Genomic DNA, 17,721 nt, shown 5'->3' with positions numbered 1-17,721 from the left:
GGGCCGGGCCTCAAATCGCGGGGCGGGCTGAGGTTTTCCCCAGTTCCTTTTCCCTAGACTCACCACGCCAGGATGGCTTCAGGTGTGTTCTTGGGAGGGCGGAATGGCGGGAGCCCGGGTGCTCATAGCCGGGAATTTCCATTGGCAGGCGGGGTTCAGCCAGACCGTCGCCGCCTATGTGGAGGCGGCGGCCGAGGCGGGCTGCGAGGTCCGGGTCAGCGGTCCCCTCTCGCGGATGGACGAGCAGATCCCGAAGCACCTGCCGGTGGAGCCGGACGTGGCGTGGGGAACGCATCTGGTGTTCATGTTCGAGGCCCGGCAATACCTCTCGGACGAGCAGATCGAACTGGCCTGCTCCATTCCCCGGGACCGGCGCCTGATCATCGATTTCGACGGCCACTGGGGCGGCGTCGCCACCGCCGGCGACAGTTCCGTGGGAACCCACTCGACCGAGAACTGGCAGCGGCTCTACTCCACGCTCACCGACCTCGTCCTCCAGCCCAAGACGGGCCCCCTGCCGGACGGGGCGGAGTTCTTCCCCTGTTTCGGAATGCCCGGCCCCGTACGGCACCCCCTCGCACTCGGCCGCGAGCGGGACCGCGACCTCCAGTACATCGGCAGCAACTGGGGGCGGTGGGAGCCGTTCGTCGAGGTCGTGGAGGCGGCCCGGCGGGCCGGGCTGCGGCGGATCCGGGTCTGCGGGCGGTGGTGGGACGACGAGACCTGCCCCGGGTTCGAGGACATCACCGCCGCGGAGCCGGCGCGGCTGGCGGGCGTGGAGGTCCGGCCGCCGGTGCCGTTCGGGCACGTCGTCACCGAGATGGGCCGGTCGCTGATCACGCCGGTGCTGGTCAGCCCGCTCGTCGCCGACACCGGGCTGCTCACGGCCCGGGTGTTCGAGACCCTCGCCTCCGGCTCGCTCCCGGTGCTGCCGGCCGCGGCGGAGTTCCTGTCCTTCCTGTACGGCGGGGAGGCGGAACCCCTGCTGCTGGGCCCGGACCCCGCCGCGACGCTGGGCCGGCTGGCGGGCGACTTCGAGCGCCACGCCGAGCTCGTGGGACGGATCCAGGAGCAGGCCCGGGCCCGCTACAACTACCCCCGGCTGCTCACCGAGTTGCTGGCGTTCTTCCGCTGACCGACCCGCTGCCGGACGGTCTCGTAGAGGACCGCGGTCGCCGCGTTCGCGGCGTTCAGCGAGCTCGCGGAGCCGGTCATCGGGATGCTGACCGTGTGGTCGCACAGCCCGCGCCAGGTGGTGCTGAGCCCGGCCGTCTCGTTGCCGATCAGCAGCAGGGTCGGCTGGGTGAAGTCGAAGTCGAAGACGTCGCACTCGCCGTCCTCGTCCGTGCCGACCAGGACGATCGGCGTCCCGGCGGCCCGGCGGGCCTCCACCCACTCCATCACCTCGGCCGGCGACGGCACCCGGACGGCGGGCAGGGAGAACAGCGAGCCGGTGCTCGACCGGACCGTCTTGGGGTCGTAGACGTCGGCGGCGTGCCCGGCCACGATCAGGCCGTGGGCGCCCAGGGCGTCCGCCGAGCGGATGATGCTGCCGATGTTCCCCGGGCTGGTCGGCCGGTCGAACAGCACGCCCAGGAAGTCCTCCCGGACCGGGATCCGGCCCAGGTCGTCGGCGGGCATCTCCACGACGGCGATGACCTCGGGCGGCGCCTCGCTCTTCTCGCCCAGCTCCATCATCAGGTCCGAGGCCATCGCGACCTGCTCGGTCCGCACCGTGCGGAGGAGCTCCCGCGCCCACTTCGAGAGCTGCCGCTGCCCGTCATAGAGGAGCGTGTGCACGGGCCAGCCCTGCTCCACCGCGAGCGAGACCGGGCGGACGCCCATGACCAGGAACTCACCGGCACGCGTGCGCTTGTTGCGGTTGCCGAGCAGCGCCTGCCACTGCTGGAAGCGAGCGTTGCGTGAGGTGATCCGCCGAGCCGCCGGCATCCGCACTCCCTGTGACCTTGCCATTTGCGCGAGCTTACCGCCCCCTCCGGGCGCCGGCCAAAGCCGTGCCGGGCCGGGCTCGGGGCCCGCCCGGCCCGGCGGGAGTCACAGGCCGGAGACTCGTGCCCGGGGTTCCCTGGAGCCGCCCGCGGAAGGTGGACCCGCGACTCCGGAGGCCCCGGCGTCAAGTCCTAGCCATTGGCGGCCGAATGCCAGCAGAACGGTGGCCAGGAGCGCGGCCTCTCCGGGGCCGGGAGCGCCGCCGGCCGCTCCGGGCGCACCGCTGACCGCTCGGGGAGCATGGTGGCTCGCGCGGGCGTCAGGCATGGCGCGCGAGGGTCTCGGCGGGGGCGAGCCCGTCCAGGGTCTTCCGGAGCCGGCGCGCGTCGTACGTCGCGTGCACCGGGATCTCCGGTGCGATCCGGCGGCAGAGCCCGCCGAGAACCCGGCCGGGGCCGACCTCGATGAAGCGGCCGACGTCCGTCCCGGCCATTCGGGTCACGGTGCCGGTCCAGCGGACCCGGGCCGTCAGCTGCCGATGCAGACAGGCGACGGCCTCCTCGGCGCTGTTCACCCGGTCCCCGGTGACCCCGGAGACGACGGGGACACGCGGATCACGGAATTCCACGCGGGCGAGCTCGGCCGCGAACTCCTCTTCGATGCCACGCATCAGCGTGCAGTGGAAGGGCGCCCCGACCGGCAGGGTGATCACCTTCTGTGCCCCGGCCGACCGCGCCTCGGCGGCCGCCTGCGCGACGGCCGCTGTCTCCCCCGAGATGACGAGCTGTCCGGGCTCGTTGTCGTTGGCGACCTCGACGACGCGCCCGGTCGCGGCCGCGACCCGGGCGCAGATCGCCTCCACCTCGGGCAGTGCGAGGCCGAGCACCGCGGCCATGCTGCCCGGCACGCTCTCGTTCACCGCGGCCATCAACTCGCCTCTCCGGCGGACCAGGCGCAGGGCGTCCGTCCAGTCGAGCGTGCCCGCGCAGACCAGCGCCGCGTACTCGCCCAGGCTGTGCCCGGCGACGACATCGGGGACGACGCCGTGGCCCGTCAGTACGTCCAGCGCGGCCAGGCTGGTCAGGAAGACGGCGGGCTGGGTGACCGACGTGTCGCGCAGCGCCTCGTCGGGGCCTTCCCAGCACAGCTTCGACAGCGGGAGGCCGAGGATCTCGTCGGCGGGTCGGTAGTACCTCTCGAGCAGCTCGGGCCACTGCTCCACCAGGTCGCTCCCCATACCAACCTTCTGGGAGCCCTGGCCGGGGAAGAGGAACGCGGTCTTGTCCATGGGTGGCGTCCTTTCACACGGTCGGTCGGTCGATCGGTCGGTCCGTGGCCGGCGGCTGTACCGCCGGCCCCGCCTGGGAGTGCTCCCCGTCGGCCGGCCGCTGCCCTGGCGCGGGCACCGGATCCCGTACGAGAACCGCCACCAGCGCGGCCGCCAGCAGCGTGGCGGCGGCGGCGTACCAGGCGCTGTTCTGGAATCCGTGGGTGACGGCCGCCTGCTGCAACCGCCGGACGTCGCCCGGGAGCAGGGGCCCGCTCTCCGCCCGGCGGGCCACCGCCGCGTGCACGGAATCCGTTTTGCCGCTCAGCAGCGCCCCCATGATGGCGATGCCGACGGCGTTGCCGACCTGGCGGAACATCGTCCCGGCGCTGGCGGCGACGCCGACCTGGTCGCGGGGGGCGGAGGCGATCGTCAGCTCGGAACAGAGGGGCATGGCGATGCCCAGGGTCAGTCCCGTGAGGAGCATGCCCGGCAGCAGCCGGGTCCAGGAGCCGGTGCCGCCGGCCGGGTCGGCCAGGGTGAGTAGCGCGATGCCGGCCGCCATCAGGGCCAGCGCGGCGACCAGTGCCTTGCGCGCGCCGAGCCCCGCCTTCAGCCGGCTGCCGAGCGGCGCGCCGAGGATCAGCATCAGGGTCATGGGCAGCAGCCGGACGCCGGCGGCCTGGGCGGAGAGGCCGAGGCCGGTCTGCAGGTAGATCGAGATGTAGAAGATCACCGAGAACATGCCCGCGCCGAGCAGGAACCCGCCGACCACGCTCCCGCCGAACGACGGCCGCCGGAACCAGCCCAGGTTCATGATCGGGGCGGCGGAGCGCGACTCCAGAACGAGGAAGACGGCGACGAGGGCGGCCGCCGCGGCGAACAGCCCGAGGGCCCCGCCACTCGTCCAGCCCCATGAACTCCCCTGGATGATGGCCAGGTTCAGGCAGAAGAGCATCGCGCTGACGGAGACGAGTCCGGGGACGTCCAGAGGCGCGCGGACGTTCGCGGTGCTCAAGGGCTTGCCGCCCAGTCCGCGCAGTGCCGCGAAGATGACGACGAGTCCGATGGGGAGGTTGAGCAGGAAGATCCATTCCCAGCCCGCGTGTGCGACCAGCAGACCGCCGACGAGCGGTCCCAGGGCGGTGGCGACGCCGCCCACCGCGCCCCACAGCATCATGCCCAGCGCCCGCCGCTTGCCTTCCGACGCGGAGTACACGATGGCGAGGGACAGCGGCATGATGACCGCGCCGCCGAACCCCTGCACCACTCGCCCCAGGTGCAGAACGGTCACGTGCGTCAGGCCGGGAACCTCGATCTTTCCGGCGCCCCCGCAGACCAGCGAGCCCACCAGGAAGACCACGACGCCGGCGGTGTAGATCCGGCGCTGTCCGAAGAGGTCGCCGAGCCGCCCCGCCGTGACGATGAACACCGCCAGGGCCAGCAGGTAGGCGTTGGCGACCCACTCCATGTCACTGAACGAGGCGTTCAGGTCGGTCCTGATGGTGGGCAGGGCGACGGTGACGACGGTGACGTCGAGCAGCGCGACGAACAGGCCGAGCAGGGCGGCGAGCAGGGCCAGGCCCTGATGCCGCCCGGCAGGCCGGGCAGCGCTGGGTGCGCCGGTCGGAGACATGGGCTCCCTCTCCTCAGACTCGATGGCTGGTACGGGAAGCGGGACTTCACATGGCGCCGCCACCCCGGTGGAAGCGAAGGGCCACCAGGTTGCCGTACGGCCCGACGGCCACGCACAGCAAACCGTTCCCCTCGCCGTCACCGGGCTGCCGCGCCAGCCGCCGGGCCAGCGCGAGCACGCCCGTGACGCTTGCCTGCGGGGCGCCGCGGACGACCTCCACGTCGCCGGGTACACCGCGGCTCGCGGCCCACTTGCGGACCGACTCCTCGACGTACCGGCCGACGTGCCCCGCGGGGACGCACAGGTGGAGACGGTCCGGCTCGGCCGCGGTGAGCCGGTCGAGCGCCGGGCCCAGGACACGTTCGGCGCCCTGGGGGTCGTCCGGGAGCATGCGCCGGACCCCTCCGGTCAGCAGGGCGTGAACGCGGGCGTCGCGCCGACGGGCCGCCGCGGGGTCCTCCAGGTACAGCAGGCAGGCGCCGCCGGCGTCGGCCCCGTGACCGGAGTGCGTGAGGAAGGCGGTGGGCGGTGGCCCTTCGACGGCACCGGTCAGCACGGCGTCGGCCCGGTTCCCGGCCAGCGCCCGGGCGCCGAGCAGCAGGGACGCGTACCCGGCCGTGACCAGGTCGACCAGGGTGATGTTGAACGCCTTCAGCCCATGGGCGATGGAAACCTGTCCGACGGGGACGTTGACCGCGAAGTTGGGGCTCTCCACCGGGCTGATCCCGCCGATGCCGCCGGCCAGCAGGGCGCGGTCGATCCGGTCGACGATCTCGCTCACGGCGAAGTTGGTGCCGAGCACGACGCCCGTCCTGTCCGCCGGCCGCTCGGGCGCCGGGCCCGCGTCCGCCAGGGCGAGGCGGACGGCGGCGAGCGCCATCCGCGTCGCGGGCGGCATGAACTTCCAGCCGCGTTTGCCCAGGAAGCGGGACGGTTCGAAATTGTCCAGCTCTCGTGTGCCGTCGCCGGGTCCGTGCCAGGCGGACTCGGGGACGGCGCACAGCTCCTCGACCCCGATGGCGGGCCGGCTGACCGGGCCGATGCCGGTGACGGCGGCGAGGGCCGCACCCTTCGCGCTCATGTCCCTGCCTCCGGGTGTGCTGTGTGGCCGATTGCCGCGCCGATGGCGACGGAGATGTTGTTGCCGCCGAAGGCGTAGGCGTTGACGAGCACCGTGTCGCCGACGGCGGGCTGGGGCCGGTCGCGCACGACACGCAGCGTGCACCGGGGGTCGAGGGTGCGCAGCGTGGCCACCGGCGGCACCGTCCCGTGCCGCAGGACGAGTGCCGCGGTCACGCAGGCGAAGGCCCCCGCGGCGCCGCCGCTGTGGCCGAGCGACGCCTTCACCGCGGTCACCGGCACGTCGGCCGTGCGGTCGCCGAGGAGCTCCGCGGTGACGAGGCTCTCTGTGCTGTCGTTGGCCGGTGTTCCCGTGCCGTGGCACATCACCGCGCCGACGTCCCGGCGGGACGCGCCGCCGCGCTCCAGCGCCTCGCGCGCCGCGCGCCCCGCCTGGACGCCCGACGGGTCCGGGGCCGTCGCGTGGAACGCGTCGCAGCTCCAGCCCGAGCCCAGCACACGGGCGTACGGCACCCGTCCCCGTGCCCGGGCGTGGTCGGCGGACTCCAGCACGAGGAAGGCGGCCCCCTCGCCGTACACCGTGCCCGCCCGGTCGGCGTCGAAGGGGCGGCAGTGGAGCGGGTCGCTCGCGCCGAGGCGGAGGAAGGCGCCGATCGCGGGTCTGCACACCGCTTCGGTGCCCCCCGCGAGGACGATGTCCGCCTCGCCGTCGGCGATCATGTCGGCGCCGAGGGCGACCGCGTACGCCCCCGCCGTGCACGCGGTGGACACGGTGAGGCCGGGCCCGTGCACGTCCAGCTCCCGGGCGAGGACGCCTGTCGTGCCGTACGTGAACCACCGCAGTCCGGTCTGCTCGTGCCGCCCGTCGCGCGCCGCCTCCTGCAGGTCGCTGTCCCCGTTGCCGGTGCCCACGCACAGACCGATGCCGTCGCGCACGCTCGCGTCGGCCGTGTCCAGCCCGGCGTCCACGAGCGCGGACCGGGAGGCCGCCAGGGCGAAGCCGGTGGCGCGGCCCGTGACCTCCGCAGCGTCGGCCGGCGGCGGGGAGGAGACCTGGTACACGGGTTCGCCGTGCACGGGCGTGCCCGGGCTGTGCAGGGGGCCGACCGGCACCCGTCCGGCCAGCAGCCCGTGCCAGAACTCCTGCGGGCCGTGGCCCAGCGGCGAGACCACGCCGAGCCCGGTGATCACCACGTCTGTCGTCATCGGTCCCCCCACGACACCTGGTCGGCGGGGCGCATGACGGCGATGGCGTAGCCCACTTCGCTCACCCGCTCGTCTCCCACATAGGACTCGCCGCTCATGACGATGCTGTCGCCGACGTACTGATCCACTCGCACCACATGGCGGAGGACGTCGCCGGGCAGGACAGGGCGGTGGAACGCCACGTCGCGTACGGCCGCGAGGATCAGCGGCCCCTTCGGTTTCTCCTCCTGCGCCGCGGCCCGCTTCATCCACAGCACCGCGCCCCCCTGGCCCCAGGACTCCATGAGCAGGGACGGCGGGTAGGCGAAGGAACGGCTGCCGAGTCCGTCGGCGAGACGCGTGTAGCAGGGTTCGCTGCCGGAGACGGTCTTGGTGGTCACGATCCGCTCGTACGGCTCGAACTCCACCACCCGGTCGATGAGCAGCATCGGATGGGCGTGCGGCACCAGCCGCCGGATGTCCGCGTACTCAAGCTGCTGAGGCATCCGGCCCCTCCTCGGCGGCGTCCCGGCCCGGAAGGACACGGAGAGTCATCCGGACCGTCGCGGCCTTCGTCCCCCCTTTGGTCACCAGACCGGTGACCGCCAGGGTGTCCGCGGTGAGCGCCCGGCAGGTGCAGCCGGCCTCGATCTCGTCGCCGGGCGCGAAAGCGGCGGTGAAGCGCAACGCGTCGATCCGCAGGGGCTCGACGTGGAGGTCCTCCCCCCGGGTCTCCCACAGCAGGTGGAGCACCGCCTGGCAGACGGACTCGACGAGGAAGACCCCCGGATAGACGGTGACCTCCGGGTAGTGGCCCTCCAGGTACGGGTCGTCGGCGCGGACGAGCCGCCGGACGAGGACCTCGTCCGGCGAGACCACCGCGAAGGAATCCACCGGGTCCACGGGTGCCGCACGCCTGCGCGCGCCCCGGACCGGCGTGAACCGCGGTGTGGTCACAACGTGATCCCGCCGTCGATCCGGACGATCTCCCCGGTGATGTACGAGGCACGGTCGGACACCAGGAACGACACCAGGTCGGCGACCTCCGCGGCCCCGCCGTACCGGCGCAGCGGGATCGACTTGAGCGCGCCGGCGCGGGCCTTCTCCGGCAGCGCTTCCGTCATGTCCGTCTCGATGAACCCGGGTGCGACCACGTTGACGCGGATGCCGTACGGCGCCAGCTCCTTGGCGAGCGAGACGCTCATCCCCTGGATGCCGGCCTTCGACGCGGCGTAGTTGGTCTGCGTCGCGTTGCCGTACACCCCCGCGATCGAGGACATGTTGACGATGACGCCTTCCTTGCGCTTCATGAAGCCGAAGACGGCCGAGCGGCAGAAGTTGAACGTGCCGTTCAGGTTGGTGTCGATCACGGCGCGCCAGTCCTCGGCGGCCATCAGCACCATGGGGTTGTCGCGGACGATGCCCGCCGAGTTGACGAGGACGTGCACGGGGCCGAGCGCCTCGGCGGCCTGCGCCAGGAACGTCTGGGCGGCGTCGAAGTCGGCGACGTCGCAGGGCGCGTGGTGGACGTTCGCGCCCTGCTCACGGATGAGCTTCTCGGTCTCGTTCGCCGTGTCACCGCCGCTGCGGTAGCAGAAGGAGATGTCGTACCCGTCCGCGGCGAGTCGGACGGCCACGGCTCGCCCGATCCCCCGGGAGCCGCCGGTGACGACAGCGTGGCGACGTTCGGTCCGGTTCATTGCTTCGGATCCTTTCGGGGTTCGTCGTGCCGGCTCAGCCACAGCCGCCGGCGGTGTCGTGCTCCAGCACACCGACCCGGTCCAGGACCTCCCGGGGGATGCCTGCCAGCGGGTCCTCGTCCCACTCGTCCGCGATCGGCGGGCAGCCCGCCGGGAGCGTCTCGGAGATCTCGACCATGGTTCTCACTCCTTGCTCGTGGTGGCTGGCGGCGCCTGGTCGAGCGCCGCCTCGAAATCGGCCAGCCGGTCCAGGCCCCAGAACCGGTGCCGGCCCGACGTGAAGTACGGGACGCCGAAGACGTCGTCCTCGTAGACCCGCATCAACGCCTCGACGCCCTTCTCCCGCATCGCCGGGTCGTCCGGGGCGGCGACGAGGGTGGCGCCGTCCAGGCCGGCGGCGCGGCAGATCGTCAACAGCCGCTCGCGGTCGCAGATGTCCTCGCCGCGGCCCCAGCGGGCGGCCATCACCGCCTCGTAGTACTCGCGGTGGATGCCGAGCTCCTTCGCCTTGATCCAGGCGAGGTGGGGGAGTTCCCACCACTCGTCACCCGTGTCGATCGGCCACTTCATGGGGAAGCCGAACTTCGCGGCGAGCCTCTTGGTGTCGCTGAGGATGTAGAGGTGCTTGGCCTTGCTCATCGCCACGTAGTGGAACTCGCCGCCCCGCGCCGTGAGCGCGGCCATGGTCTGCGGGTCGGGCTCGAAGAACGGGATGTACTCGATGAGTTCGTGGGCGTCCGGGCGGTGCTCCTCCAGCAGGCGCACCGCCATCCAGCTGAACGGGCTGCGCAGCGAGAAGTACAGCCGGGGCGGCTTCCTCATGCCGACGCCCGGCCGGCGGTCAGCACCGCGCGCACCTCGTCGTCGAAGACCGCGACGGTACCCGCCTTCTCGCCACGGCTGACGGCGTAACCGTGCATGATGGTCGCGGTCGCTACCCGCTCCAGGCCGTCGCCGCGGCGCACGTAGCAGTCCATGCGCGCGGTGTAGACGGTGTCCTTGATGACGTCCTGGACCTGGAAGACCGTATGGACGGTCTCCTCCATGAACACGTCGGCCAGCATCTGCACCCGCGCGCGGGACACCACCGGGATCCAGGCGCGCTCCTCGAGCAACCGGCCGATGGCGATGCCGCGGTCGTGCAGGAAGCGGTCCACGACCTCCTCGAGGGTGCGCACGTACGCGGAGTGCTGCAGACGGTCGGAGAAGTGGCAATAGGTGTACGGGGCACGCCAGGACCACAGGTACGCGCCGGAGCCCTCGGGCACCAGGACGTCGGCGACCTCCCGGCCCTCGCCGACCGGCAGCGTCGCCGCCTCCGGGTGGGTGAGCGCCGCGACCTCGGGGACGACGTACGGCTCCAGGACCGCCGGCACCGGCTCGGTGCCCGAGCCGTCCTTGACGGCGACCAGCGCCACCCGGACCTTGCCCTTGAGCACGGTCACGGGCCGGCCGTCACGCTCCACGTTCAGCGTCACCGTGAACGGCGCGCCCTTGCCGGGCTTGGGCGTGGCCGAGATGATCGTCGCGTACACCTGGTCCTCGGCCTCCAGGGTGGCCGGCAGCTGCACCGAGCTGTCGACGATCTCCAGGCCGAGCCCGTGGCGGTGGTAGATGTCGCGGGCTCCCACACCGCGTTCCCGGAAGTACGCCAGCACGGCCTCCTCGACGAGATACATGAAGTGCTTGAAGCCGACCCAGGTACGGATGTTGACGCCTTCGTACCGCGGCGAGCCGACATAGCTGGTCGGCTGGTCGTCGAGCAGCTCGGTGGACATGGTGGGTTCTCCTTCGAAAGGGCCGGTCGGCGGTTCGGCCGCCGGACGCAGGGCGCGGCGCAGGAAGGCCGCCGTCTCCCCGCTCAGCGCCGCGGGCTGCGCCACATGGCAGAAATGGCCGTACGACGAACGCAACCGGACAGTGGCGGCGGGCATCGCGCGGGCGAGCGCGGCGGCACGCATCGGGGTGAGCGACTCGTCGTCCACACCGGCGAGGACGAGGGTGGGGGTCGTGACGCGGGTCAGGTCCAGCAGGCCGGAGGCGATGAACTCCTCGTAGAACACGGGGAATCCGGCGGGCATCACCCGGTCCAGCAGCTTGCCGCCCATCGCGATCCTGAGGTCCGGGTCCAGGCTCGCCGCGCGCGGGCCGAGGGCCAGGGTGAAGCCCTCCCGGATCACCTTGCGGAGCGCGGCCCGCGAGCGCAGGCGCAGCGCCGGCGTCGGGTCGAAGTCGGCGGGCCGGTAGAACGGCGCGTACAGCACCACCGCCTTCAGGCCGGGGACCTCCTCCTCCGTCGCCAGGTAGTCGAGGACGGAATTGGCTCCGAACGAGTGCCCGAGGAGCACCTCGGGGGCTTCCGGAACCAGCGCGAGGGCCCGGCGCAGCCACTCCCCAGGCGTGGCCTCCTCGCGCCAGCGGTACGCGTTGCCGCCGCGCCACGGAAGCCGGAGGGCGTACGGAGTGAAACCCTCCAGCCTCCCCGTCAGGCCGCCCCAGATGCTCCAGGCGTCCTCCATCCCGTGCGCCGCGACCAGCGGGCGGCCCTCACCGGGTCCTCGCCAGACCTCCAGGTCGCCGGCCGCGGCGACCCGGGTCCAGCCGGTGGCGCCTGCCCGGCGGGTCCGCCCGGTCATGACGCGGCTCCGTGCGCCGAGGCACGGGAGACCTCAAGGCGGGCCCAGCCGTCCTCGCGGTCGCCGCAGCCCACGGTGACGGGGCCGGTGAGCCGCCCGGCGGCCAGCCCGGCCGCGGCCACCGCGAGGCGTATGACGCCCTCGGCGCCGTAGAGATCACCCAGGCCGGGATCGGGGGTGGCCTCGGTGGGCAGCGGGTCACGGTGGCGGGTGACCGGACCGACGCATACGCCGGTCGTCCCGCCCCACGCCCCCGGCTCGCCGAGCAGCACGCAGCCGGCCGCCGCGGTCAGCGCGCCCGGCGTGCCCGGGCGCAGGGCCGCCAGGCGCCGTGCCACCGGGTCGGCGGGCTCCACACCCACCACCACCGCGCGCCGGGCACGGCCCGCGGCGATCACGAGGCGGGCCAGCCGCACCGCGTCCAGCCCGGCCGTGGCGCCACTGCACACCATCAGGTTGGGTCCGGTGAACCCGTACCACAGGGCGATGGTGCTCGCGATGACGTTGCTGGAGGCGTTGGGGGCGTCCAGCGGGCTGACCACGCGACTGCCGCCCGCGCGCATCTCGGTCTGGATGGCGCACACGGTCTCGACGTTGCCGAGGTTGGAGGCCACGACCACAGCGGTGCCGACGGCGCCCGGGAGCGGTTCGGACGGCCGCGCCGGCGGCAGGCCGAGGGCGCGGTGGACGGCGCACAGCGCGAGCCGGGTCGCGGGCTCCTTGCCCAGCAGCCCCTTGCGGCCCAGCACCCGCCGGGCGTCCTCAGGGCCGCAGGCCGGCTCGGCCGGCGAACCGGGAAGCCGCTCCTCGGTATGACCGGGTACGTGGACCGCCCAGCCGTCGACGGCCGGCCACTGGTTGTTACTGGGCATCGCCGGCCTCCACGATCGCCACGGCATTGACCCCGCCGAAGCCGAATGCGTTGATCTGGGCCACGCGCGGCCGTGACGCCAAGGGCCCTCCATGGACGAGACGGAGCTCCGCGGCCTCGGGGATGGGAGTGCTCAGCCCCACGACCGGGGGCACCTGTCCGGTGCGGATCGCCTCCAGCGCGACGAGCAGGCTCATGAGCGCGGCGCCACCCGAGGTGTGGCCGACGGCCCCCTTGATCGCGGTGACCGGCGGCCCGTCCGGCCCGAACACCTCCAGCAGCGCCGCCGCTTCGGTCGGGTCGTTGAGAGCCGTCGACGTACCGTGCGCCAGGACGAGGTCGACCTGGCCGCTGTCGACTCCCGCGCGTTCGTGAGCCTCCCGTATCGTCGCGACGATCCCGGCACGGTCGGGTGCCGTCTCGTGGAACGCGTCGCACTTCAAGCCGACACCGCGCAGCACGCCGAGCGGCGGCCGGGAGATGTCGCCCGGGCGCTCCAGGACCACGGCGACCGCGCCCTCGCCGAGCAGTACCCCGCGCCGGTCGGCGTCGAAGGGACGCACCGCGTCCGAGGGGTGCTCGGTCACCCGCCCGATGATGGCGAGCATGCTCTCCGTCATCGCGTCGCAGCCGGCGGCGACCACCGCGTCGGCCTCGCCGAGTTCGAGCAGGTCGGCCGCGAGGCCCAGCGCGTAGCCGGACGCGGCGCAGGCGTTGGCGATCGTGTGTACCTCGGTGACGTCCGGCGCGACGGACCGTACCGCCTCGTCGAAGTGCAGCCGCGCCGCGCGCATCGGGGCACCGTCGCCGTGCCACTGCTCCACGGCGCGCAGCTCCCGCAGTCCTGTTCCGACGATCACGGCCACGCGGCGCCGGGCCGGGTCGACCCCCGCGTCGCGCAGCGCCCCGGCGACGCACCGTGCCAGCCAGCGGCCGGCCAGGCGGAGGCCGTCCTCCCCGTCCGGCTCGTCGATGCCGTAGGCGTAGTGGACGTTGAGCTTGTCGGGAGCGCCGTACCGCAGCTCGCTGACGCCGCCGCGCCCGGCGAGCAGCGCCTCGTACGTCGAATCGAGATCACCGAGGCAACTAACCATGGAGCTACCCGTCATCACCGTCGGCACGGCTCCACCCCCTGACGACCGCCGCGCCGGCCGCCCCGTCGCGGGACCGGCTGACGATCACCGAGAGCTCGCCGTCGCGCGCCGGTTCGGCACGGTGGCGGGCGAGAAGCGCGGCGAGCTGGAAGGCGCCGGACGCGCTGAACGCCTCACCCGTCGCCTCCTTGACCCGCAGCCTCGGCACGTCGTCACCGAGTACGGCGCGTACCGCGGCGGCCTCGGCCTCGTCGAGCCGGGTCATGCCGTTGGCCGCCCCGACGACGGTGGTGACGTCGGAGGCGGACACCCCGCTCCGCTCCAGAGCCCGCCTCAGGCACAGCGCGAGGCCGTCGGTGAACGACGTCCCGGACCCGGGCGGTTCGAAGACGCCCACTTCGGTGGCGAGTACTTCCGCGTCCGGCCGGCGGCCTGCGGCACGTACCGCCTCGGCGCTCTCGATGACGAACACCGCCGCGCCCTCGCCGCACGGCACGGTGCCGCCGTCGTCGGCCTGCGCGTAGTGCAGGGCCCACGCGGAGTGCGGGCTGAACTCCTCGACCGCCCCGGCCAGCAGGGCGTCGCCGTAACCGCAGTTGATCAGGTTCCGGCTGTACCGGAGGACATTGAGCATGGCGAGCGGCCCGCCGGCGACGGTGGCGTTCGGCCCCTTGAGGTCGAACCAGATGCCGGCCTGCCCGGCCGCGCAGTTCATCACGGCGTTGGGGAAGAGCAGCGGATTGACCAGGTACGGCCGCTCCTGGGTGAAGGTGTCGCGGCTGTAGTCGCTGGTGGACTTGGCGCTGCCCGCGGTCGTGCCGAGCGCGATGCCGATACGGGCGCGGTTCCCGTCGTCGACGCGCAGGTCCGTGTCGGCCAGGGCGGCCTGGCAGGCGACCAGGCCGAGCGAGGTGCTGCGATCGAAGAACGAGGTGCCCTTGCGGCCGAGGTGGTCGCGGACCCGGAAGTCCACCAGCGCGTACGCATCGTCGCGGGGCAGCGGTTCCTCGAACATCCCGCTGACGTCCGCCGGTTGTGCCGGGCGGGCCACGGCGGAGGCCAGCGGCTCCGGCCCGATCCCGGCCCCGGACAGTACCCCGAAGCCGGTGATGGCCAGCACGCCGGAGGCGGAACCCGCGGCGGGGGCCGTGCGCTCTGGTGCCGTCGTCATGACAGCCTCCCCAGGATGACGATGGCGTTGTTGCCGCCGAACGCGAAGCCGTTCACCTGGGCGATCCGGATGTCGGCGGGCCGCGCGTGGTTGGGCACAGGGTCGATCTCGGGCATGTCCGGGTCCGCCGTGTTGAAGTTGATGGTGGGCGGGAGGAACGATCCGGTGATGCCGAGCACCGACGCGATGGCGCCAAGGCCGCTGGCGGCACCCATGGCGTGGCCGAGCATCGACTTCGTCGAGCTGATCGGCGGCGCGTCCTTCCCGAAGACGTCGACCACCGCGCTGGCCTCGACGTGGTCATTGGTGGGTGTGCCGGTGCCGTGGGCGCAGATGTAGTCCACGTCCTCGGCCCGGATCCCGGCGTTACGGTGCGCCAGACGCATGCACGCGGCGATGCTGTCCCGGTCCGGGGCCACCATGTGCCCGGCATCGCAGTTCAGTCCGTAGCCGAGCACCTCGGCGTGGATACGGGCGCCGCGGCTCTGCGCCGATTCCAGGCTTTCGAGGAACATCGCGGCACCGCCCTCACCGGTGATGATGCCGGAGCGGTCCTTGTCGAACGGCGAACACGCCTTCTCCGTGAGGGCGCCCAGCCGGTAGAAGCCCGCGTGCGACCAGCGGTGCACGGAGTCGGCGCCTCCGGCGAGCATGTAGTCCGCCTCGCCCGTCCTGATCAGGTCGTAGGCGTAGCCCAGCGCGTAGTTGCTGGCCGAGCAGGCGGTGGCGAGCGTCACGGCCTCACCGGTGAGCCCCAGCTCCCTGTTGACCGCCTGCGACAGCCGGGCACTGGACACCTGGCGGACGAGCCCGGAGTCGAGCGCGTGGAAGCCCGCCGCCAGCGAGTCGGCGGTGAGCCGCTCCAGTACCTGGGACTCGCCGCCGGTCGTCCCCATGCTGGATCCGGCTCGTGAGGCGGCGAGGTGCTCCTCGTCGATCCCGGCGTCCGCGACCGCGAGACGGGCCGCGGACGCCGCGAAGAGGCTGGTACGCCCCCACTCCTCGACAGACAGCCGCCGGACCATGTCCTCAGGCCGGAAATCGTGGACTTCGCCGGCCATGTAGTAGGGGAAGCCCGACGAGTCGAAGCCGGCGATCGGTGAGACGCCACTGGCGCCGCGCCGCAACGCCTCTCCGTAGGCGGCGGCTCCGATGCCGATGGCCGACACGGGCCCCAGGCCGGTGATGACTACCCGTCGCATGAAGGTCAGCCCAGCCAGCCGGCGCGCTTGGCGAGGACGTCGTAGACCTCCGCCAGGTTCACCATCTTGGGCAGGTCGGACTGCGGAATCTCGACCTTGTACTTCTTTTCCAGCCGGGCGAGAATTTCGATCGCCCGCAGCGAGTCCGCCTCGTACTCCTCGGCGAAAAGGCCGGTCTCGGTGATTTCCTCGGGCTCCAGCTCCAATACCTCGGCGACAATCTCGCGAATCTCGTCGAGCTGCTCCTGCTTCGTCGCGGTCGTCATTTCTCAACACCCTTCCGGAGGCGATCCGTTCGCCTGCCCGTACCATTTAGCTTAGGAGTTCGAGACGTTCAGGCGGCAGCCCCCATGGGGGTTCACAGCTGACGCCGCCACATCGGCGGCCCGCCTCGCGGACACGTCAAAACGCCCCCGGGAGCAATTCACGGGGGCGTCGGAACGAAAGGGATCTGCGGATTCGGCGTCCGGCACGAAAGAGGAATGACGAGCTCAGAGATAAAGTCCCAGATGCGCGCCGGCCAGCGCGGCGACCTCGTCGGCCTGAGCGACCTGACAGAAGTGGTTGAAGTCCTCCAGGAGCTCCAGCCGTCCGGCCGGGAGCGCCGCCGCGAGGGCCCGGGTACCGGTCCCGACCTCGGTCGCCTCGGCCACCCCGGCGATGATCAGGGTCGGCATGCCGATCCTCCGGAGCTCGATGAACGGGCTGTGGCCCACGAGCCGGAAGAGATTGACCAGGCCATTGGGTCCCACCCGCTCCAGGATGGCGTCGACCATCTTCTCGAAGACCTCGGGCGGGAACTGCCGTCCCTCGGCCCGGACCTTCAGGCCGGCCGAGATGATGTCACGGAAGTTGACCACCGACTCCTGCAGCATCTCCCAGCTCACCTCTTCCCGCCGGGCCCGGTAGATCGGCGAGGTCAGCACCACGGCGTCCACGGGGACGGGGCTGGGGCCGGCCAGGTACTCCAGGATCGTGTTCGAGCCGAAGGAGTGTCCGATGAGTGCCGAGGGAGCGAAGGGCAGCATACCGACCGCCTCGGCGAGCCAGCGGGACGGCGGGAGCGTCTCCGACCAGGAGTAGTCCCCGTTGGCGCGCCACGGCAGGTCGACCGGCAGCAGCCTGTAGCGCGGCGCCAGCCGTTCGGCGAGCGGCAGCCAGCTCTGCCAGACCTCCTCCAGCCCGTGGGTCAGGAGGATCGGAATCCCCCGCGTGTGATCAGGGTGGTGCATCACCCGCAGCGGCTCACCGTTGATCTCTTTCGCCGCGAGCGGCTCCCACTGGGATTCGTACGCGGCCGTGGCAAAGGGCATGGGATGGCTCTCCAGAAGCACATGACGGGATGTCCCGGATCAGGCGGCGCCGGAGGCGAGGGCCAGTGCCCGCCGCTCCATGGCCGCCAGCATGGCCGTCCGCAGCACGCCCGCGAACCGGCCGATCAGATACCAGTAGACGAGGAAGCGGCGGCGGGCGGTCGAGTCGGTGGTGGCGACCCTGGTCGTGGTGACCACCCTGGTCCCCACGCCCAGGGGGGTGAGCTCGAAAGAGATGAGGGTCTTGGCGAATCCCGGGCCGCGGAACGCGTCGAACTCCGCACGGTCGGCGACGACCGGGCCGTTGGTGGGTACCGGCTCCCAGAACCGGGCGATCCTCGCCATCTCCACCAGGCGGTCCTCATCCTTGCTGAGGATCCCGAAGGCCGAGTCCTCCGCCCGCTCGAAGAGCGTCCGGGACCGGGGGGCCGCCGGGACCCGCCCGGCCAGCCGGCCGGGGAAGTCGCGTATCTGCAGAAAGGCACCGGCGACCGGGAGATCGGTGCCGCGGACCTCGAACAGGGAACGCCAGACCAGTGCGGGCGGCGCCTGGATGGTGCGGCTGTGACTCATCTCGACGTCCCACTGCTCTTGCTTCACCACGGTTGTCTCCTCC

Annotated in this window: 19 protein-coding genes; 1 reads left to right on the top strand and 18 read right to left on the bottom strand. The window is 72.3% G+C overall.

The genetic code is table 11. The features are described from left to right. The first annotated feature begins 103 nt into the window (after positions 1–103). Positions 104–1,135: a glycosyltransferase family protein gene (locus K7I03_RS14800; RefSeq protein ID WP_185942339.1), complete on the top strand. Its 1,032-nt coding sequence runs from the start codon at positions 104–106 to the stop codon at positions 1,133–1,135. Here the strand turns inward: K7I03_RS14800 and K7I03_RS14795 are convergent. The 18 genes from K7I03_RS14795 to K7I03_RS14710 all read right to left on the bottom strand — a co-directional run bounded on the left by K7I03_RS14795 (position 1,093) and on the right by K7I03_RS14710 (position 17,708). After that, on the bottom strand, positions 1,093–1,950 hold the full coding sequence (locus K7I03_RS14795; protein ID WP_185942470.1) for an RNA methyltransferase: 858 nt from the start codon (positions 1,948–1,950) through the stop codon (positions 1,093–1,095). The genes K7I03_RS14800 and K7I03_RS14795 overlap by 43 nt on opposite strands. 319 nt (positions 1,951–2,269) lie before the next feature. Next, positions 2,270–3,238, bottom strand: a complete 969-nt coding sequence (fabD, locus tag K7I03_RS14790) for an ACP S-malonyltransferase (RefSeq protein WP_185942338.1) — start codon at positions 3,236–3,238, stop codon at positions 2,270–2,272. A 13-nt stretch (positions 3,239–3,251) separates the two neighbouring features. Then, positions 3,252–4,853, bottom strand: coding sequence for an MFS transporter (locus K7I03_RS14785; RefSeq protein ID WP_185942337.1), 1,602 nt, complete (start codon positions 4,851–4,853; stop codon positions 3,252–3,254). A 46-nt stretch (positions 4,854–4,899) separates the two neighbouring features. Next, positions 4,900–5,934 (bottom strand): beta-ketoacyl synthase N-terminal-like domain-containing protein, encoded by a 1,035-nt coding sequence (locus K7I03_RS14780; protein ID WP_224347051.1) that lies wholly within the window; start codon positions 5,932–5,934, stop codon positions 4,900–4,902. Continuing rightward, on the bottom strand, positions 5,931–7,139 hold the full coding sequence (locus K7I03_RS14775; protein ID WP_185942335.1) for a beta-ketoacyl-[acyl-carrier-protein] synthase family protein: 1,209 nt from the start codon (positions 7,137–7,139) through the stop codon (positions 5,931–5,933). The genes K7I03_RS14780 and K7I03_RS14775 overlap by 4 nt, the downstream gene beginning before the upstream one ends. Next, positions 7,136–7,624: a 3-hydroxyacyl-ACP dehydratase FabZ family protein gene (locus K7I03_RS14770; RefSeq protein WP_185942334.1), complete on the bottom strand. Its 489-nt coding sequence runs from the start codon at positions 7,622–7,624 to the stop codon at positions 7,136–7,138. Before K7I03_RS14770 ends, K7I03_RS14775 begins: the two co-directional genes overlap by 4 nt. Continuing rightward, positions 7,608–8,021 carry a 3-hydroxyacyl-ACP dehydratase FabZ family protein gene (locus K7I03_RS14765; protein ID WP_185942333.1) on the bottom strand — a complete coding sequence of 138 codons (414 nt, stop codon included), beginning with the start codon at positions 8,019–8,021 and terminating at the stop codon, positions 7,608–7,610. Before K7I03_RS14765 ends, K7I03_RS14770 begins: the two co-directional genes overlap by 17 nt. Positions 8,022–8,071: 50 nt before the next feature. Then, on the bottom strand, positions 8,072–8,818 hold the full coding sequence (fabG, locus tag K7I03_RS14760; RefSeq protein WP_185942332.1) for a 3-oxoacyl-[acyl-carrier-protein] reductase: 747 nt from the start codon (positions 8,816–8,818) through the stop codon (positions 8,072–8,074). Positions 8,819–8,852: 34 nt separating this feature from the next. Continuing rightward, on the bottom strand, positions 8,853–8,996 hold the full coding sequence (locus K7I03_RS14755; RefSeq protein ID WP_185942331.1) for a hypothetical protein: 144 nt from the start codon (positions 8,994–8,996) through the stop codon (positions 8,853–8,855). Positions 8,997–9,001: 5 nt separating this feature from the next. Continuing rightward, positions 9,002–9,640 (bottom strand): 2-hydroxychromene-2-carboxylate isomerase, encoded by a 639-nt coding sequence (locus tag K7I03_RS14750; protein ID WP_185942330.1) that lies wholly within the window; start codon positions 9,638–9,640, stop codon positions 9,002–9,004. Then, the gene (locus K7I03_RS14745; RefSeq protein WP_185942329.1) at positions 9,637–11,454 is read right to left on the bottom strand and encodes a serine aminopeptidase domain-containing protein; all 1,818 of its coding nucleotides are present in this window, start codon (positions 11,452–11,454) and stop codon (positions 9,637–9,639) included. The genes K7I03_RS14750 and K7I03_RS14745 overlap by 4 nt, the downstream gene beginning before the upstream one ends. Then, a complete protein-coding gene (locus K7I03_RS14740) occupies positions 11,451–12,326 on the bottom strand; it encodes a beta-ketoacyl synthase N-terminal-like domain-containing protein (RefSeq protein ID WP_221902851.1) in 876 nt (291 codons plus the stop codon). The genes K7I03_RS14745 and K7I03_RS14740 overlap by 4 nt, the downstream gene beginning before the upstream one ends. Continuing rightward, on the bottom strand, positions 12,316–13,419 hold the full coding sequence (locus tag K7I03_RS14735; protein ID WP_221902850.1) for a beta-ketoacyl-[acyl-carrier-protein] synthase family protein: 1,104 nt from the start codon (positions 13,417–13,419) through the stop codon (positions 12,316–12,318). Before K7I03_RS14735 ends, K7I03_RS14740 begins: the two co-directional genes overlap by 11 nt. A 4-nt stretch (positions 13,420–13,423) precedes the next feature. Beyond that, positions 13,424–14,590, bottom strand: coding sequence for a beta-ketoacyl synthase N-terminal-like domain-containing protein (locus K7I03_RS14730; RefSeq protein ID WP_185942326.1), 1,167 nt, complete (start codon positions 14,588–14,590; stop codon positions 13,424–13,426). Next, positions 14,587–15,792, bottom strand: a complete 1,206-nt coding sequence (locus K7I03_RS14725; protein ID WP_185942325.1) for a beta-ketoacyl-[acyl-carrier-protein] synthase family protein — start codon at positions 15,790–15,792, stop codon at positions 14,587–14,589. The genes K7I03_RS14730 and K7I03_RS14725 overlap by 4 nt, the downstream gene beginning before the upstream one ends. A 5-nt stretch (positions 15,793–15,797) precedes the next feature. Then, positions 15,798–16,058: an acyl carrier protein gene (locus K7I03_RS14720; protein ID WP_185942324.1), complete on the bottom strand. Its 261-nt coding sequence runs from the start codon at positions 16,056–16,058 to the stop codon at positions 15,798–15,800. Positions 16,059–16,283: 225 nt separating this feature from the next. Next, positions 16,284–17,105, bottom strand: a complete 822-nt coding sequence (locus tag K7I03_RS14715; protein WP_185942323.1) for an alpha/beta fold hydrolase — start codon at positions 17,103–17,105, stop codon at positions 16,284–16,286. Between the two features lie 39 nt (positions 17,106–17,144). Continuing rightward, the gene (locus K7I03_RS14710) at positions 17,145–17,708 is read right to left on the bottom strand and encodes a hypothetical protein (protein ID WP_185942322.1); all 564 of its coding nucleotides are present in this window, start codon (positions 17,706–17,708) and stop codon (positions 17,145–17,147) included. Positions 17,709–17,721: the final 13 nt, after the last annotated feature.

Origin of the sequence: Streptomyces mobaraensis, from assembly GCF_020099395.1 — a bacterium.
Taxonomy (GTDB): Bacteria; Actinomycetota; Actinomycetes; order Streptomycetales; family Streptomycetaceae; genus Streptomyces.
The sequence above is the reverse complement of the archived record's forward strand: the minus strand, read 5'-3'. Positions and strand labels throughout refer to the sequence as shown.

Coding starts and splice junctions, on each gene's coding strand:
- K7I03_RS14800 (WP_185942339.1), top strand. CDS start 104: ATGGCGGGAGCCCGGGTGCTCATAGCCGGGAATTTCCATTGGCAGGCG.
- K7I03_RS14795 (WP_185942470.1), bottom strand. CDS start 1,950: ATGCCGGCGGCTCGGCGGATCACCTCACGCAACGCTCGCTTCCAGCAG.
- fabD (WP_185942338.1), bottom strand. CDS start 3,238: ATGGACAAGACCGCGTTCCTCTTCCCCGGCCAGGGCTCCCAGAAGGTT.
- K7I03_RS14785 (WP_185942337.1), bottom strand. CDS start 4,853: ATGTCTCCGACCGGCGCACCCAGCGCTGCCCGGCCTGCCGGGCGGCAT.
- K7I03_RS14780 (WP_224347051.1), bottom strand. CDS start 5,934: ATGAGCGCGAAGGGTGCGGCCCTCGCCGCCGTCACCGGCATCGGCCCG.
- K7I03_RS14775 (WP_185942335.1), bottom strand. CDS start 7,139: ATGACGACAGACGTGGTGATCACCGGGCTCGGCGTGGTCTCGCCGCTG.
- K7I03_RS14770 (WP_185942334.1), bottom strand. CDS start 7,624: ATGCCTCAGCAGCTTGAGTACGCGGACATCCGGCGGCTGGTGCCGCAC.
- fabG (WP_185942332.1), bottom strand. CDS start 8,818: ATGAACCGGACCGAACGTCGCCACGCTGTCGTCACCGGCGGCTCCCGG.
- K7I03_RS14755 (WP_185942331.1), bottom strand. CDS start 8,996: ATGGTCGAGATCTCCGAGACGCTCCCGGCGGGCTGCCCGCCGATCGCG.
- K7I03_RS14750 (WP_185942330.1), bottom strand. CDS start 9,640: ATGAGGAAGCCGCCCCGGCTGTACTTCTCGCTGCGCAGCCCGTTCAGC.
- K7I03_RS14745 (WP_185942329.1), bottom strand. CDS start 11,454: ATGACCGGGCGGACCCGCCGGGCAGGCGCCACCGGCTGGACCCGGGTC.
- K7I03_RS14740 (WP_221902851.1), bottom strand. CDS start 12,326: ATGCCCAGTAACAACCAGTGGCCGGCCGTCGACGGCTGGGCGGTCCAC.
- K7I03_RS14735 (WP_221902850.1), bottom strand. CDS start 13,419: ATGGTTAGTTGCCTCGGTGATCTCGATTCGACGTACGAGGCGCTGCTC.
- K7I03_RS14730 (WP_185942326.1), bottom strand. CDS start 14,590: ATGACGACGGCACCAGAGCGCACGGCCCCCGCCGCGGGTTCCGCCTCC.
- K7I03_RS14725 (WP_185942325.1), bottom strand. CDS start 15,792: ATGCGACGGGTAGTCATCACCGGCCTGGGGCCCGTGTCGGCCATCGGC.
- K7I03_RS14720 (WP_185942324.1), bottom strand. CDS start 16,058: ATGACGACCGCGACGAAGCAGGAGCAGCTCGACGAGATTCGCGAGATT.
- K7I03_RS14715 (WP_185942323.1), bottom strand. CDS start 17,105: ATGCCCTTTGCCACGGCCGCGTACGAATCCCAGTGGGAGCCGCTCGCG.